Source organism: Methylorubrum sp. Q1, from assembly GCF_004683995.1.
Classification (GTDB): Bacteria; Pseudomonadota; Alphaproteobacteria; order Rhizobiales; family Beijerinckiaceae; genus Methylobacterium.
In genome coordinates this window covers 36,703-51,907 of sequence record NZ_SRHQ01000011.1, presented here as the reverse complement: position 1 = coordinate 51,907, position 15,205 = coordinate 36,703, and the positions used below count along the sequence as shown (strand labels likewise).

At 68.3% G+C, this 15,205-nt stretch carries 14 protein-coding genes and 1 tRNA gene; 5 read left to right on the top strand and 10 right to left on the bottom strand.

Translation table 11 applies throughout. From position 1 onward, the window contains the following. Nucleotides 1-208: 208 nt before the first annotated feature. Complete coding sequence (gene queF, locus E4V01_RS12335; protein ID WP_135298532.1) at nt 209-670, top strand: preQ(1) synthase; 462 nt, start codon at nt 209-211, stop codon at nt 668-670. An 18-nt stretch (nt 671-688) separates the two neighbouring features. On the opposite strand, the gene E4V01_RS12330 is transcribed toward queF, so the two are convergent. From E4V01_RS12330 to E4V01_RS12310, 5 genes are all read right to left on the bottom strand, one after another. Then, the gene (locus tag E4V01_RS12330; RefSeq protein WP_135298531.1) at nt 689-1,207 is read right to left on the bottom strand and encodes a hypothetical protein; all 519 of its coding nucleotides are present in this window, start codon (nt 1,205-1,207) and stop codon (nt 689-691) included. Nucleotides 1,208-1,384: 177 nt separating this feature from the next. Continuing rightward, nucleotides 1,385-1,696 carry a hypothetical protein gene (locus tag E4V01_RS12325; protein ID WP_060770203.1) on the bottom strand — a complete coding sequence of 104 codons (312 nt, stop codon included), beginning with the start codon at nt 1,694-1,696 and terminating at the stop codon, nt 1,385-1,387. Between the two features lie 175 nt (nt 1,697-1,871). Further along, nucleotides 1,872-2,720 (bottom strand): 3-deoxy-8-phosphooctulonate synthase, encoded by an 849-nt coding sequence (gene kdsA, locus E4V01_RS12320; protein WP_060770202.1) that lies wholly within the window; start codon nt 2,718-2,720, stop codon nt 1,872-1,874. 10 nt (nt 2,721-2,730) lie between these two features. Continuing rightward, the gene (locus E4V01_RS12315; protein ID WP_135298530.1) at nt 2,731-3,219 is read right to left on the bottom strand and encodes a hypothetical protein; all 489 of its coding nucleotides are present in this window, start codon (nt 3,217-3,219) and stop codon (nt 2,731-2,733) included. A 28-nt stretch (nt 3,220-3,247) separates the two neighbouring features. Beyond that, nucleotides 3,248-5,134, bottom strand: coding sequence for a chloride channel protein (locus tag E4V01_RS12310; protein WP_371688520.1), 1,887 nt, complete (start codon nt 5,132-5,134; stop codon nt 3,248-3,250). A 112-nt stretch (nt 5,135-5,246) separates the two neighbouring features. On the opposite strand from E4V01_RS12310, the gene E4V01_RS12305 reads away from it, so the two are divergent. Then, nucleotides 5,247-5,323 (top strand) — tRNA-His (locus E4V01_RS12305). A gap of 149 nt (nt 5,324-5,472) precedes the next feature. Here the strand turns inward: E4V01_RS12305 and E4V01_RS12300 are convergent. Then, nucleotides 5,473-5,724, bottom strand: a complete 252-nt coding sequence (locus E4V01_RS12300; RefSeq protein ID WP_004446489.1) for a hypothetical protein — start codon at nt 5,722-5,724, stop codon at nt 5,473-5,475. Between the two features lie 88 nt (nt 5,725-5,812). Between E4V01_RS12300 and E4V01_RS12295 the strand changes: the two genes are divergently transcribed. Then, nucleotides 5,813-6,484, top strand: a complete 672-nt coding sequence (locus E4V01_RS12295) for a spermidine synthase (protein WP_135298528.1) — start codon at nt 5,813-5,815, stop codon at nt 6,482-6,484. Between the two features lie 113 nt (nt 6,485-6,597). Here the strand turns inward: E4V01_RS12295 and E4V01_RS25680 are convergent, their stop codons facing one another. Together E4V01_RS25680 and E4V01_RS12290 are read right to left on the bottom strand one after the other, a co-directional pair. Then, the gene (locus E4V01_RS25680; protein ID WP_193763198.1) at nt 6,598-6,759 is read right to left on the bottom strand and encodes a hypothetical protein; all 162 of its coding nucleotides are present in this window, start codon (nt 6,757-6,759) and stop codon (nt 6,598-6,600) included. A gap of 99 nt (nt 6,760-6,858) precedes the next feature. Beyond that, a complete protein-coding gene (locus E4V01_RS12290) occupies nt 6,859-9,723 on the bottom strand; it encodes an EAL domain-containing protein (RefSeq protein WP_135298527.1) in 2,865 nt (954 codons plus the stop codon). A 183-nt stretch (nt 9,724-9,906) separates the two neighbouring features. Between E4V01_RS12290 and E4V01_RS12285 the strand changes: the two genes are divergently transcribed. Both E4V01_RS12285 and E4V01_RS12280 read left to right on the top strand, forming a co-directional pair. Beyond that, nucleotides 9,907-10,278, top strand: coding sequence for a hypothetical protein (locus E4V01_RS12285; RefSeq protein WP_135298526.1), 372 nt, complete (start codon nt 9,907-9,909; stop codon nt 10,276-10,278). A gap of 169 nt (nt 10,279-10,447) precedes the next feature. Then, nucleotides 10,448-11,506 carry a cytochrome-c peroxidase gene (locus E4V01_RS12280; RefSeq protein WP_135298525.1) on the top strand — a complete coding sequence of 353 codons (1,059 nt, stop codon included), beginning with the start codon at nt 10,448-10,450 and terminating at the stop codon, nt 11,504-11,506. A 31-nt stretch (nt 11,507-11,537) separates the two neighbouring features. Here the strand turns inward: E4V01_RS12280 and E4V01_RS12275 are convergent, their stop codons facing one another. Next, complete coding sequence (locus tag E4V01_RS12275) at nt 11,538-13,064, bottom strand: carbohydrate porin (RefSeq protein ID WP_135298524.1); 1,527 nt, start codon at nt 13,062-13,064, stop codon at nt 11,538-11,540. A 161-nt stretch (nt 13,065-13,225) separates the two neighbouring features. After that, a complete protein-coding gene (locus tag E4V01_RS12270) occupies nt 13,226-15,115 on the bottom strand; it encodes a sigma 54-interacting transcriptional regulator (RefSeq protein ID WP_135298523.1) in 1,890 nt (629 codons plus the stop codon). Nucleotides 15,116-15,205 lie beyond the last annotated feature (90 nt).

Below are 15,205 nucleotides of genomic sequence, written 5' to 3'. Positions count from 1 at the left end.
GGGCTTATCCGCCAACCTCGGGATACGGGCAAGCACCCGGCCGGCTCCAAGGGTCAAACAGCTTTCACAAAATCCGTCCGGCGCCATAATTTTTTTGGGCGGCACAGCGCCTGGGAGCGGCCTCTGGTCCGGCTCGGTTGATCGGGGAGAATCCCTGGCATTCTCCCGGCGCCATAGGCGCAACGGGAGTTGCCGGGTATAGGCCCCTATGGATTCGATCGAGACCCACGCCAAGCAACTCGGACAGCAGACGTCGCTGCCGGCCTCGCCCGAGGCCGCGCAACTCGACCGCGTGCCCAACCCTCACGCCGACACCGATTACCTCGCCCGCTTCACCGCGCCGGAATTCACCTCGCTCTGCCCGGTGACGGGCCAGCCGGATTTCGCGACGCTCGTCATCGACTACGTGCCGGATCGCTGGCTCGTGGAATCGAAATCGCTGAAGCTCTACCTCGGCGCCTTCCGCAACCACGGCGCCTTCCACGAGGATTGCACCGTCAGCATCGGGCGGCGGCTCGTCGAACGGCTCGAACCGCGTTGGCTGCGCATCGGCGGCTACTGGTATCCGCGCGGCGGCATTCCGATCGACGTGTTCTGGCAAACGGGTGAGCCCCTGAAATCCGTCTGGCTGCCGGACCAGGGGGTCGCGCCCTATCGCGGCCGGGGCTGAGCGACCGCGCCTGGGCCGTCAGTGCTGCTCGGCCAGCACGCGGACGGTGCGCGCGATGAAGCGCTCCTGTGCCTCGATCGGCCCTCCATGGATGACGGCGACGGCTTCCAGCATCCGCTCCAGATCATCGCGCTCGGAGGCGGTGAGCTTGTCCCGCAGAAGCGGCGCGAGGTGATCGACGGCCGTGTTGGCGTCGGCGGCCTGGGACGCGGCGTGACGGATATAGGCCATGCGCGTCCCGTGGTCGTCGTCGGGCGCGGTGATTGTGCGCATCTCGGCCTCGATGGCCGCCTCCTGCTCCGGGGTCGGGGTGCCGCGGGCGAGGGCCACGAGCATCATCAGCACGCCTGCCGCGTCGGCCGGATCGCGAATCGCACGCAGCGGCGCGGCTCGGAAGGCGGCCTCGCTCTTCGCTCGCAGCTTCGCGTTGCGTCGGTCGCCGAGGAAGTGGTCGAGCTGCGCCATCCCGTTGCCGTAGATGAAGTAGTACGTCAGCCCGGTCATGAACGCCCCGACGACGGCTGCGATGACAGGCATGATTCCCCCTAAACTGTTGCGATGCGGTAGCATGTCGCATCGGCTTCGGGGGTGCAATCCTAGCGTGTCTTCCGATTCTCGTTTGCCGCGGATTCTCAACGGATCTCAGGCGTCGCTGGGCATGAAAAAGGCGGCCGGTTGCCCGGCCGCCTGTTCACGTCAGAGAAGGCTCCAGCCTCAGTAGCCGTAGTCGTAATAGCCGCCGCCGTAGGCCGGACGGCCGTAGTAGCTGTCGCGGGCGTAGGCGTCGCGCGCCGCGCCGGCGGCGATCGCGCCGGCTGCGAGACCCGCAATACCGAGGCCCACGGCCGCGCCGGTGCCGATGCCGCGGCGGCGACCGCCGTAATAGGCGCGCGGGCCGTAGCCGCCGCCATGATAATGACCGTGATGGTGGCCGTAGCCGCGGCCGTAGGGGCGCGCATCGGCGGATGTGGCGGTGAGCGTGCCGACGGAGATCAGGGCGGCGGTCACAAGGGCAAGCTTACGCATAGCGTCCTTTCCAATCCAGAAGCGTCTTGGCGGTCAAACACCCGAGCTTTGCCGGAAGTTCCCGCGCGGTCCGATCAGGGTCGAAGTCTCACGCGGAGCCGCGTTGTTCTCGATTGCAGCCGAATATCGCCCAAGTCGCCTGAATGAAATCTGAAGCCGGTGCGTCCACGCCGGCCTACGCCTTGGCGAGACGGTCGAACGCCATGAGCGTCTCGATCAAAGCGGGCAAGTCGGCCAGCGCCACCATGTTCGGCCCGTCGGAGGGCGCGCGGTCGGGATCGGGATGGGTCTCGATGAACACGCCCGCCACGCCGACCGCCACCGCGGCGCGGGCGAGCACCGCGACGAACTCCCTCTGCCCGCCGGAGGTGGCGCCCTGCCCGCCCGGCTGCTGCACCGAGTGCGTCGCGTCGAACACCACCGGTGCGCCGCCGGTGACGCGGGCCATGATCGGCAGCGAGCGCATGTCGGAGACGAGTGTGTTGTAGCCGAAGGAGGCGCCGCGCTCGGTGACGATGACGTTGGGGTTGCCGGCCTCCGTCACCTTGGCCGCGACATGGGCCATGTCCCAGGGCGCGAGGAACTGGCCCTTCTTGACGTTGACCGCCCGCCCGGTGGCGGCGGCGGCGAGCAAGAGGTCGGTCTGGCGACAGAGGAAGGCCGGAATCTGCAGGATGTCGACGGCTTGCGCCGCCCGCGCACAGTGCTCGGCCTCGTGCACGTCGGTGAGCACGGGAAGCCCGAGACTCTCGCGGATCTCGGCGAAGACCGGAAGCGCCTCGTCGAGGCCGACGCCCCGGGCGGTGCGGCCGGAGGTCCGGTTGGCCTTGTCGAAGGACGACTTGAACACGAGGCCGATGCCGAGCTTGGCCGCCATCTCCTTGAGAGCGGCAGCGATCTCGAGGGCATGGGTTCGCCCTTCGAGCTGGCAGGGGCCGGCGATCAGCGCCAGCGGCAGATGGTTGGCGAAGGCAACGCCGCCGGTCTGGACGACGGAACCGGAAGTCTGTGCGGTCTCGGGCATGGCGCCCGCTCTAGCCCGGCCGGGCCGTGCGGGAAAGACCGCGGCGGGGCCGGTCCGCCGCCAGGCGGCACAGGGTGCCGACACCGAAGCCGTCCGGCCGGTCGCCGGGATCGCAGCGGATCACCGCGCCCCCGACGCGGCCGATCTGCGGCGCGCCGGTGAGCAGGCTGTCCTGGTGCACGCGTTGGGCAAGTGTCGCGACGGAATCGGCCGGTGCGCCGGCCAGCGTCCGCGCGGCGAGCCCGATCAGGACAAAGAACCCGCGCGGCGGCTCGCGGAGATTCGAGCGGAACGCGAGCCGCCGCGGCGTCGCACAATCGAGGCTCATCCGGTCGGCGTCGGCGGCGCGGAACACGGCGGTGGCGCCGCTACGTCCGGCCAGGGCGACGCCCGTTCCCCGGATCAACCGTACGGTCAGCCCATCGCAGGAATCCGCGTGCGCCGCCGTGCCGAGGGCGAGAACGAGGCCAAGGCCGGCGAAAAGGGCGCGCAGGGTCATGCCGCGACCCATAGCACGGGCGCGCCGTTCAAGCCGCTTCACCGAGCATGGCGCGTCGTTGCCGGTCCAGCTCTTCGCTGTAGCGCTTCAGCGTGTGGCTCTCGGTCAGCAACCCGATCACGCGGCGGCTCTGCCGATCGCTGAGCACGGCGAGTTCTTCGCTCTCGGCCTCGTCGAAAGCTTCGGCGGCCTGCTTGACGGTCATGTCGGCCAGCAGAAACGACCCCGGGTAACGCACGACGTCGGCGAGGTGCGGCGTCGCACCACCATTCTCGGCCGCACGCGCATGGGCCTCCGGCACGAGGACGATTCCGGCATAGCGATCGTGCTCGTCCACCACGACCACGCGCGACGGCGAGCCGAGGGGATGCGCGCGCAGGAACGTCGCCATCGGCGTGTCGAGGGGAACCGGCCGGATGTCCTTGCGCATCATCCGCCCGACCGTCAGGGAGCGCATCCAGCCGACATCGTGGGCGCTGCGGATGCTTTCGCCGCGCAGGTGGAAGCGCCATGTGGCGAAGGAGTAGCCGAAGGTCTTCCGCACCGCGAGCGAGGAGGCGATCACCGAGGCGAGCACGAGCCCGGTCACGGGGAAGCTGCCCGTCATCTCCAGTGCGAGGAAGGTCATGGTGAGCGGGCCGCCGACGATGGCGACGGCGAAGGCGCTCATGCCGATCACGGCATAGCCGACCGGCGCGAGGCCGAACCCCTCGAAGCCGGGCCAGACCAGCGGCGCCAGCCCGGCGAACAGACGGCCCACCAGCGCGCCGAGGAACAGCGAGGCGAAGAACAGGCCGCCGCGAAAGCCCGATCCGATCGACATCGCGGAGGCCGCGGCCTTGGCGACGATGAGGCCTGCGAGCGCACCGAGCCCGGCCGCCGCCTCGGGCGCGAGGGTGATGTGGAGCGCGCCGTGCCCGGCCGAGAGCACCTGGGGAGTCGTCGCGAGCGCGAGCCCGCCGACGCACAAGCCACCGAGGACGGGCCGCAGGGGCGCGGGCAGGCGCGAGGCGCGAAAGCCTTGCTCCACCAGCGTGACGCCGCGCATCAGCAACACCGCGAGGCCGGCGCAGACGAGGCCAAGGACGAGGCAGGGCAGCGTGTCGCCCGCCCCCAAAGCCGTATTCAAACTCGTATTCTCGGCCAGCGCCAGAGCGCCGACATCGACCAAGGCCGGCTGGGGGGCGAGCGCCCGCGCCACGAGGCTGCCGCACAGGGCCGCGACGACGACGGGGGCGAGCGTCGCGATGGTGTAGGTGCCGATGATGAGTTCGAACGCGTAGAAAGCGCCGGTCAGTGGCGAGCCGAACGCGGCGGCAATGGCGGCTGCCGAGCCGCAGCCGACCAGGGTACGCAGGTCGGAACGCCGCATCTCGAAGGCGATGCCGAGCCGCGAGGCGATCCCCGCCGCGACCTGGGTGTAGCCGGCCTCAAGCCCGACCGAGGCGCCGCAGCCGTTCGAGACCACGTTCTGTGCCGCCACGTCGAGAGAGCCGCGCAGCGACATCCGCCCACCGTGCAGTGCGTTGGCCTCGATCGGATCGACCACCGCGCGCTTGGCCTTGCCGCGCCCCCTCGTCGAGATCAGGAGCAGCAGGCCGAGGATCGCGCCGCCGAGCGCCGGAGCCAGGAACGGGGCCCCCATCAGCCCCTCGGTCGGAAGATCCGACAGGCTGCTGAGGCGCTGGCCCGCGGGAAGCCGATAGAGGATTTCGCGCAGGAACTGGCTGGCGCCGCTCATGGCGACGACGACGAGCCCCCCGACGCATCCCGTGACGGCGGCGAGCCCCACGAGGGCGATCTCGTTCCCCCGCACCCAGGCCCGAAGTCGCACCGGAGCCTGGACGAGCGGGGCGGTGGTGGGCGGAGACGGGCTCATCGCACTCGCGGAGGCTGGGTCCGGATCGCAGGCCATAGCGGCCATGCGCCCGCCGTCTAGCATCGGTGGATCGAGGGTGCGAACCGTGAAGAGGTACCTTCAAGGCGCTTGAAATGCCGCGAGCCTCGGGATAAGTCCCCCCTCACGTGCCGCCGTAGCTCAGTTGGTTAGAGCACTAGATTGTGGATCTAGGGGTCCCCCGTTCGAGCCGGGGCGGTGGTACCATCGAATTTCGTATGGTTGGGAAGGGGTTGGCGCTGAGCCGGCCCCTTCTTCGTTTGGGCCCGGCCGATCGGTCGGCGCCTGTGACCCGGTTGCGGGACGAGCCGGGCCTCCCCTGCCGCTACGAGCGAGCAGGGGGCAGCGCCATGGCATCAGGTGGCGATCACCGGCTTGGCGATCGGCGAGCGCGTGAGCTGCTGGATTTCGCGCGGTGCCCGGCCGGCCTTCTGCGCGATTTCCGCTTCCTGCTCGGCGATGAGTTGACGCGCCGGCTCGTCGCCGTCGAGGCCACCGAGGATTTCCATCGGGACACGCCGGTTCGAGGCGCGTGTGCCGTCTTCGAAGACAACGTCGAAGAGAACGAAGCCGCGCTGCTGCGGGAGAGATTTGGTGCGTTTAGACATGCCCGCTGATAGGCGGCCTTCAGCGGAAAGAGCAATGGCGACGGACGCATGCGGGGTCGCACCCGGCGCCCGGACGGGAAAGGCAGCGATGAACGAGTGGGTGCACCTCGAAACCAGCGACGTGCCCGGCGGCGGCAAGAGCCTCGCCTTGATGCAGCGCGGCGGTGAATTCTCCATCGTCGTCGGCAACATCGAACTGATGAACAGCACGCGCGGCACCTCGGAGGAAGCGCTGGCCTCGCTGACCTGCGCGCGGCTGACGGACCGGCCGGCGCCGCGCATTCTGATCGGCGGCCTCGGCATGGGCTTCACGCTTCGCGCCGCTTTGCGGGAGCTGGGTCCGGACGCGCGCATCGTCGTCGCCGAACTCGTGCCGGCTGTGGCTGCCTGGGCAAGGGGACCGCTCGCTTCCGTCTTCGCCGGCTGCCTGGATGATCCACGCGTCGAGCTGCGCGAGACGGACGTGACCCGCCTGATCCAATCCGAGGCTGCCGGGTGGGATGCGATCCTTTTGGATGTGGATAACGGCCCCGAGGGTCTGCTGCGACGCGCGAACAACCGGCTCTACGACGAGTGGGGCCTGAAGCGGGCGCAATGGGCGCTCAAGCCCGGCGGTACGCTCGGGGTGTGGTCGGGGACGCCCGACCGGAAGTTCAAGGCGCGGCTCCAGCGTCTCGGTTTCACCGTCGCGGAGGTTCGTCGGCCGGCCAGCGGTTCGAGCGGTCCCCGCCATGTCATCTGGCTCGCAACGCCGCCCTGACGGTTCGGTGAGCTGCTTGCGCGGAACAAGATTCGCGCACCGGGCCCGAATCGTTCGGCCCCGTGCGCGATGTCGTGTCGCTCGTCCGGGCGACTGCCGAGCTCACCTGTGGGTCAGCGGTCCGCCTTCTCGCCCGCGGCGGTGAGATCGAGGCAACGCTTGGTCGTCGGGCCGATCCGTTCACGCACCCGGCGCACCATCGCCTCTTCCTCCTGCAAGGATTGGCGGAAGCCCGTCAGGCTACCGCTCGGCACACAGCTCACATGGCCGAGCACGGCCAGGTCTTTCGACTGGCTGCGCTTCAGCTCTTGTGTCAGGGAAATTGCCGTGTGCGCGCCTTGTTCAGCAGAAACTTGCGCCGATCGCGTCGCCGTTCAGGCCGCGTTGCGGCCGAGTGCCGTCACCAATTCACGGATCGTGGCCGAGGGGACAGGGCGGCTGAACAGGTAGCCTTGACCCTCGTCGCATCCTTCGAGCCGAAGCTGGTCGAGTTGGGCCTCGGTCTCGATTCCCTCCGCCGTGGTCGTGATGCCGAGGCTGCGGCCGAGGCCGACCACGGAGCGCACGATCAGCCGCGCATTGCCGGGCTCGGCGAGGTTGCGCACGAAGGACTGGTCGATCTTGATCTTGTCGAAGGGGAAGCTCTGTAGGTAGCTCAACGACGAGAAGCCGGTGCCGAAATCGTCCATCGCCACCCGCACGCCCAGACGCTTCAGGGTGTGGAGCGTCGCCAGCGTCGTCACGCTGTCGTTGAGCAGGACCGATTCGGTGATTTCCAGTTCCAGCCGGTGCGCCGGCAACCCGCTCGCGGCGAGCGCATCCATCACTGCCCGGACGACCGCCGCGTTCTTGAACTGTGCGGCGGAGACATTGACGGCGACGCCGATGCCAGCGGGCCAGCTCGCGGCCTCGCTGCAAGCCTTGCGCAGCACCCATTCGCCGATTTCGCCGATGGTGCCCGTCTCTTCCGCCAGCGGGATGAAATCCGCGGGAGAGACATAGCCGCGCTCGGGGTGCCGCCAGCGCAGCAGCGCTTCGCAACTGGAGATCCGCTGCCGGTCGAGCTTGACGATCGGCTGGAACACGAGTTCGAACTCGCCGTTGCCCACGGCCTTCCTGAGATCGCTTTCCAGGGCCCGGCGCTTGCGCAGCTCGACGTCCATCCCCTCGTCGAAGAATGACCAGCAGCCCCGTCCGGTCGCCTTGGCGCGGTAGAGTGCCAGATCGGCGCTCTTCAGCAGCTTCTCCGGGCTCGTTCCGTGTTCCGGTGCGAGCGAGATGCCGATGCTGATCCCCACCGTCACGGTGTGCCCGTCGAGGAGGAAGGGCTGCTGGAAGGCGGTGATCAGGCGCTTGGCCAGGGCGCTCGCATCCCGCCGCGCATGCGCGCCGGCCTGGACGCCGGCTTGGACGATGGCGAACTCGTCGCCCCCCAGACGCGCCACGAGGTCGGTGTCGCGCAGGCAGCCTTGCAGCCGCTCCGCAACGCTGCGCAGCAACCCGTCGCCGATGGGATGGCCGAGCGTGTCGTTGACTTCCTTGAACCGGTCGAGATCGAGGCAGAGCGTGGCGAAGCCGGCACCGGCTCCCTCGACGAGATGCGCGGCGGCCTCTTCCAGGCGCTCGCCGAAGACCATGCGGTTGGCGAGCCCCGTCAGCGCGTCCTTGCGCGCCATGGTGATGATCCGCGCTTCCGCTTCGTAGCGCTGGGTGACATCCTCGTAGGTGGCGATCCAACCACCCTCCGCCGTCGGCTGCTGCTTCAGCGCGACGATACAATCCGTCCGGATCGGGCAACAGAGCGACGCGCTCAACCCGTGTTGAAGCAGGGCCTCCTGTTCGATGAGAAGATCGATTGCGCGGCCGCTATCGGACGAGGCTTCGACGAGACGGGCCACGTCGCGGATGCTCATGCCCGGCCGCAGCGCGGCGGCATCGACGCCGAACATATCGCAAAAGCGGCGATTGTAGACGAGGAGGCCGCCTTCGGCATCGTAGAGGCAGAGCCCCTGGAGCATGTTGCTGAGAGCCGCGTCGAGCTGCGCATTGCTGCGCTTGAGCTGATCCTCCTGCTCCTTGAGCAGGGACACATCGCTGCAGACGGCGACGAACCCGCCCTCTCGTGTGGGACTGCGGCTGATGCGCAGCCAGCGCCCGTCGGCGGCATGCGTCTCGGCGGTCAGGGTGGCGTTGCCGGGCATGGCGAGCAGGGCATCGGCGACGGCCGAACCCCGCGCGTCCGAGAGATGGCGATGGCCGGACTCGGCCTCATCGATCCCGAGTAAGGCTGCCGCCCGCGCGTTCGCGAGCACAATGCGGCCCCCGGCATCGACGACGACGATCCCTTCGATCGACCCCTGCACCGCGTCGGCCAGCAGGCTTTGGGCGGAGCGGCGCTGAGCGACCTCCTCCTGCATCATCGCCGCGATGTTGTCGCGCATGATCGCCATGGCGCGCAGCAGGACACCGAACTCGTCGTCGCCGCCCTCGGGCACTCGGACGGTCAACTCACCGGCGGCGATGCGGCTCGCGACCGTCGAGGCGTCGGCCACCGGCCGAACGATCTGCCGCAACAGAAGCAAGGCGACGATGCCCGAGAGAACGATTGCGAGCGAGGTCGCGAAGATGCTGAGCCGCACGTCGCGGGCGACGTCCGCGCGAGCCGTCTGCCGATAGGAGAAGCCATCCCCGGCGGTGAAGTTGATCAGCAGGTCGATATGCTGCTCGGCCACCGCCGCGTGGGCGTCGAGCGCCTGCCAGACATCCGCCGTCTGCTGATCGGGGCCGAACTCCCTGCGGGCCGCCAGCCACTGCGTGACGGCGTCCTTGGCGGCGGCAGCTTCCCGCGTCGCGCGCTCCGATTGGGCTCGGTCCGCCGCGATCTCCAGATCTTCCTCGAACGATTCCGTCAACGCCTCGATCCGCGCCTCGAGCGTGCGCCGCTCGGCGCTATCGCCCGCCAAGCGGGCTCGGGCGACCGCAGCCTGGAGCATCGCGAGGTCGGCCGCGGCGGCCCGGGCGTAATTGATCGCCATCAGAGAGCGGTCGTAGGTCTTATCGACCAGCGCACCCGTCGTCATGATGCCGAAGGCGGCGTAACCGCCGAGCGCCGCCGTGATCGCGCTCAGCATCAGGAAGGCGAGGAAGATGCGGCCGCGAATCGTGCGACCACCGCGCAGCACGGTCTCGAGGGCACTGCGCCCCGCAGAAAAGCCAATGGGTTGGCGTGTAAGACTCATCGGGCAAACGCTCGCTTTTCGCAGCCAGCATGTCCGACAATCGTTAAGGTAATCTACGACGCCAGCGATTTCGGTAGCATACCCCTTGAATTCGGTGATGCCGTTAAGGCGAACGCAACTTCATAGATGCTCATTTGAGATGATCGAGTGCGCGGGGGCGTCCTCGAAATAGAGGAGACGGGCATGACGGATGCGTGCCGGATGAGAAGTGTCCCCACGCCGCGGCGCACAGGTTCAGTCCTGTTGCTGACATTCCTCATCGCATCCGGAACGGCGCTTGCGCTGGCGGGCGATACGGCGTCCCACCGCGTCACGCAGAAGGGCCGATCCTTCGCACCGGGGGCGGTCTCCCTGCGGGCTGGCGAGGCCATCGCGATCGTGAACGACGACGGTGAACTCGTCCATCACGCCTATCTCGAAAATCCGGACTTCAGCTTCGACACGGGCGAGCAGATTCCGGGCAGCAAGACCGTCGTCTTCTTTCCGAAACCGGGGCAGTTCACGATCCTGTGCGGCATTCATCCGAAGATGAAGCTCGCGGTTTCGGTGAAGTAAAGAAGCGCGGAGCAACGGGAGGTTGAGCGCAATCGATATGCTGCCGAGGCTATCGGCCTATCAGGCCATCTAAATTCGAACCGACCGGGATCGCTCGCAACAATGCTAGGTTCTTTCCTTAACCAAAATTAAAGCCAAAGCCCCAAAGATCGGATCGATCGAGGTTCGAATGGCTTGGAAATTCGTGGGGGGCGCCACAGTCCTCCTGACGATCCTGTTGGGAGGCTGGGCGATCGCGACGAACGGCGAGCCCGACCGTTCGGCTGCGCTCGCCGCGTACCGCCGCCCGGCCGCAATCCCCTTCCCCGACGACAACCCGTATCAGGCCGCCAAGGCCGAACTCGGCCGCGCGCTGTTCTTCGAGCCCGTTCTCTCACGGGAGAGCGACCGCACCTGCGCCACCTGTCACGTGCCGGGGCAGGACTGGACCGACTCGAATCCGCGCGCCCCGCGCAGCGACGGCGGTTTCATGGATTTCCGCACGCCGACGCTGCTCAACGTCGCCTGGACCGACACGATCTATGGCTGGGACGGTAAGTTTCGCGGTCTCGAATCCGTGGCCCGCACACCGCTGACCGCCCCCGGCAACATGAACATGCCGCCCGAGGAGATGGTCCGGCGCCTCTCGGCCGATCCCAAATATGTCACGGCTTTCGCCAAAGGGTTCCCTGGGCCCGTTCCGGACGGTGGGCCGATCACCCAGGAGCGCATCGAGCAGGCACTCGCCACGTTCCAGCGCCTGATCGTCTCCGGTCGGGCGCCGTTCGACCGCTGGGTCGAGGGCGATGCGCGCGCGCTCGGTCCTGCCGCCAAGCGCGGCTTCGATCTGTTCAACGACAAGGCCAATTGCGCCGCGTGCCATTCGGGCTGGAACTTCACGGACGGCTCGTTCCACGACATCGGCGTCGCCACGGATGGCGCGATCGGCCGGGGGCGGTTCTTCCCGACTTCGACGGCTCTACGCCACGCTTTCAAGACGCCGACCCTGCGCAACGTCGCGCGGCGCCCGCCCTATATGCATGACGGTTCACTGAGGACGTTGTCCGAGGTGATCGACCTCTACGACCGCGGCGGCATCGACCGGCCGAGCCGGTCCCGCGACATCCGTCCGCTGCATCTGACGGCGCAGGAGAAGGCCGACCTCATCGCCTTCATGGAAACCCTCAACGACGACGGCGCCGAGGGGCCCGCCTACCAGCCGATCGGAGCCGAGCCACCGCGGCCGTGACGGATGCCGGGACCGGCGCGCGGCGCGTCCGTCAGTAGTTGATGGTTGCGCGCAGACCCAGAACCGTGGCGTTACGCAGCCGGCGTCCGCGCTCATCGGCCAGACCGCCGCCGGGCCGCATGACATATTGGAGATCCGGCTGAAGGGTGAAGCCGGGAATCACTTCGGCCTGATACGTCGCCTCGAACACGGTCTCGCTGCTGCGCAGCGGCCCCGATCCGTCCGCGAAAACGCGTTGGTCGCGGTCGAAGGCGCGGGCGGCCGGGCTGATGCGGGAATGGATCATCCCGAGGCCCAACGTATCGTTGGGGCGGCCCTCGAACAGGCCTCGATAGGCCACGCCGGCATCGACGTAGAGATCGATCAGGTTGCGGTCGGCCGGCACGGCGGAGACCCGCAGGAAAGCCGAGGCACCCTCGTTCACGGTTCCGGGCTCGCGATAGATCGTCTGGTCGAGCATCGCGTAGAGACCCGCATTGCCGCGAAAGCGCCGGGCGATTCCGCTCGCCTCGGGATCGGCCAGGAGCCGCCCCCGGACTTCGTCGAGGCGGGGGCTGTCGAACCGGCCGAAATGGTACCAGCCGCCCAGGGTCGCGGTGCCGGGCAGCCGCTCGGCGCCGGGCAGGCTGGGATAGGCATAGGCCACCTCGCCGATCAGCAGTGCCGGATCGTTGACGCGGAAACTCGTGCCGGTGCGGTTGCGCCGTTCCGGATCGGTCTCGTCGCCGGCCGGCGTCCCCGCCGGGTCGCCGTTGAACAAGCCGCCCTGCAGCGAGAGTTCGGCGGTCGGCTCGTATTTCAGGCGGATGGCGGGTGTGGCCAACGGATAGATCGGACCGCCGCTCGGCATCACGACCGCACCGACATTCGGCCAGCCGAATCCCGCATTGATGAAAACCACCGCCGACTGGGCGATGGCGAACTCCGTGTCGGCCGAGACCTGGCCGATCTTCACCGAGAACCGGTCGTCGAAGAAGCGCTGCTCGATCCACAATTCGAACAGCCGGGTCGACGGCAAAGCCTCGATGCCGCTGACCGTCGTGAGGTTGTTGACGAAGCGCCGAGACAGGCCATGACCGTGGATCTGGAAGAAGTCGGTATGAAACCGGGCGCCGCTCCAGCCGGCGAGCTTATCGAGATCGATGTCGAGCGAGGTGTCCAAGCGACCGCCGAAGGTCGTCCCGTGCCGCACTCCGCCGGAGGCGCTGGAAAGCCCCTCGCCGATATAGGTGAGAACGTAGGTGACGCCCCGCGCCGCCAGCGCGGCACGCAGGCCGAACGGGTCGCCATAGGGGCCGAGCGCATCCTGGATCGAGCCCTCGTTCGTTACCGACACCTGATCCGATGTCCGCGATTGCGCGATCGCGGTCTGCGGGTCGCCGCCTGCGCCCGTCAGCGGAAGGCCGAGCGGCATGGGTGAGACGAGCGAGGGCAGCGATTGGGCGCCAGCCGGGACCGGGGCGATGCCGAGCGGAGCGGACAGGGCGAGGACCGCGACGCCGCTCGCGAGGAGCCGGAGCGTTCGGGCCGCGCGGCGGCGTGTCGTTTCCGCTCTCACAGCATCGCTCGGCTCGGCACACAGGCGTGTTTCCGTAAGGTGGCGATCCCTCATGAGGGGCGGCCCGGTCGGGACATATCGGATGATATCCAAGCACGCGCAAATGACAGCTCTGCGAAGCGCCGCCCTCGCTGCCGTCGTTCGATGGGGATCACCGCCCGTCAGAGCGGTTCGATCCCGAGCACCTTCATCCGCGAGCGCAACGTCGTCGGCTTGAGGCCGAGCAGCTCGGCCGCGCCGCCGGCACCGAAGACCTTTCCGCCACTGATGTGAAGCGCCGCCTCGATCTCGCTGCGGGCACGGGCGCGGCGCTCCTCTTCGGACAGCGGCCGGCCGAGAGTTTCCGGGCGCTCCGGCGCGGGCGCGACAGAACCGGTGCTGCGGGTTTCCGGCAGATCGAAGCGCAGGCGCCCGCGCTCGGCGAGAATCGCGGCGCGCTCGATCACGTTCTCCAACTCGCGCACGTTGCCCGGCCAATCGTAGCGGGACAGGCGGCGGGCGTCGGCCTCGGTCAGGCGCAGATCCGTCCGGTTGAGGCGCCGCGCGGCGGCCTTCAGGACGTGCTGCGCGATCAGCGGCACGTCCTCGCGGCGTTCCCGCAGGGGCGCGGAGGTCAGGGGGAAGACGTTGAGGCGGAAGTAGAGATCCTCGCGAAAGCGCCCGCGGCGCACCTCCTCCTTGAGGTCGCGGTTGGTCGCGGCGATCAGCCGGATATCGACCGCGCGGGTGCGTTCCTCGCCGACCCGCTCGAATTGGCGCTCTTGGAGGACGCGCAGCAGCTTACCCTGAAGGTCGAGCGGGATCTCTCCGACCTCGTCGAGGAACAGCGTGCCGCCGTCGGCGAGTTCGAACCGCCCGATCCGGTCGCGCAGAGCCCCGGTGAAGGCGCCCTTCGCGTGGCCGAAGAACTCGCTCTCGAACAGGTCGCGCGGGATCGCTGCACAGTTCACGCGGATCAGCGGCCGCTCGCGGCGGCGGCTTGCCTCGTGGATGGCCCGGGCGATCAACTCCTTCCCGGTACCGGATTCGCCGGCGACGAGAACGGTGGCATCGGTGCCTGCCACCACGTCGATCTGGCGCAGCAACGCCTCCATGACCGGGCTACGCCCGATGATGCCCTGATGGTGGCTCTCGGCGCGGATTTCCTCCTTCAGGTAGGCGTTCTCCTGCTCCAGGCGCTCGCGCAGGGAATCGACTTCGGCCAGCGCGGCCCGCAATGGGGCCTCGTCCTCACGGCGCTGGCTGACATCGCGAAACACGATCACCGCGCCAAGCAATTGCCCGCCCTCGCGGATCGGCGTCGAGGTGTACTCGACCGGAAAGCAGGTGCCGTCCTTGCGCCAGAACACCTCGCCGTCGACCTGATGCACGGCGCCGTCGCGGAATGCCGCATAGATCGGGCAGTCGTGATGCGGGTAATGCGCACCGCCCGCGCGGGTATGGTGCACGGTGGCGTGCATGTCTTTGCCGACGAGATCGGCCGAGGCCCATCCCAGCATCCGCTCCGCGGCCGGGTTGACGAAGGTGGTGATCCCGTCCGCGTTGACGCCGTAGATCCCCTCCCCCGCCGCGCGCAGGATCAGCCGGTTGCCGCGTTCGATGTCGCGAAAGATGCGCTCCATGCGCTGCCATTCCGGCAGGCCGGCGCGCATGTGCTCCTCGGCCTCCCGGTCGATGCGGCGGCGCTCGCGCTCCTCGAGATCGAAGAGGGTGACGAGAAGCCGCGCCGGCTCACCCGACAGCACGCAGCCGGAATATTCGAGCCGCAACGGCTTGCCGGCGCCGTGGCACGGGGTGAGGGCGCGCGTCCACCATTGCCCCTCGGCGAGAACCGCCTGCGTGAACAACACGAGCGCAGGCCGCTGGTCGGGATGCAGGGCGCTCACCGGCATCGCCCGCAGGGCGGCGCGGTCGCGGCCGAGCAACCGGGCGGCCGCCTCGTTGGCGTCGTCGATGCCGTCCGTTAGGGGCTCGAACACCAGCAGCGCCTCGCGATTTTCGTCGAAGACGATACCGTAAACCGAGGGCGCACCCAGCGCTGATGACGACATTACGAAATCTCGCAGTCTCACTACGACATTTCATCATAAACGAAATTTCGTAGAACGACGATCTTAGCGCAATGCATTGAAAGAGAAAGA

Coding starts and splice junctions, on each gene's coding strand:
- queF (WP_135298532.1), top strand. CDS start 209: ATGGATTCGATCGAGACCCACGCCAAGCAACTCGGACAGCAGACGTCG.
- E4V01_RS12330 (WP_135298531.1), bottom strand. CDS start 1,207: ATGCCTGTCATCGCAGCCGTCGTCGGGGCGTTCATGACCGGGCTGACG.
- E4V01_RS12325 (WP_060770203.1), bottom strand. CDS start 1,696: ATGCGTAAGCTTGCCCTTGTGACCGCCGCCCTGATCTCCGTCGGCACG.
- kdsA (WP_060770202.1), bottom strand. CDS start 2,720: ATGCCCGAGACCGCACAGACTTCCGGTTCCGTCGTCCAGACCGGCGGC.
- E4V01_RS12315 (WP_135298530.1), bottom strand. CDS start 3,219: ATGACCCTGCGCGCCCTTTTCGCCGGCCTTGGCCTCGTTCTCGCCCTC.
- E4V01_RS12310 (WP_371688520.1), bottom strand. CDS start 5,134: ATGGCCTGCGATCCGGACCCAGCCTCCGCGAGTGCGATGAGCCCGTCT.
- E4V01_RS12300 (WP_004446489.1), bottom strand. CDS start 5,724: ATGTCTAAACGCACCAAATCTCTCCCGCAGCAGCGCGGCTTCGTTCTC.
- E4V01_RS12295 (WP_135298528.1), top strand. CDS start 5,813: ATGAACGAGTGGGTGCACCTCGAAACCAGCGACGTGCCCGGCGGCGGC.
- E4V01_RS12290 (WP_135298527.1), bottom strand. CDS start 9,723: ATGAGTCTTACACGCCAACCCATTGGCTTTTCTGCGGGGCGCAGTGCC.
- E4V01_RS12285 (WP_135298526.1), top strand. CDS start 9,907: ATGACGGATGCGTGCCGGATGAGAAGTGTCCCCACGCCGCGGCGCACA.
- E4V01_RS12280 (WP_135298525.1), top strand. CDS start 10,448: ATGGCTTGGAAATTCGTGGGGGGCGCCACAGTCCTCCTGACGATCCTG.
- E4V01_RS12270 (WP_135298523.1), bottom strand. CDS start 15,115: ATGTCGTCATCAGCGCTGGGTGCGCCCTCGGTTTACGGTATCGTCTTC.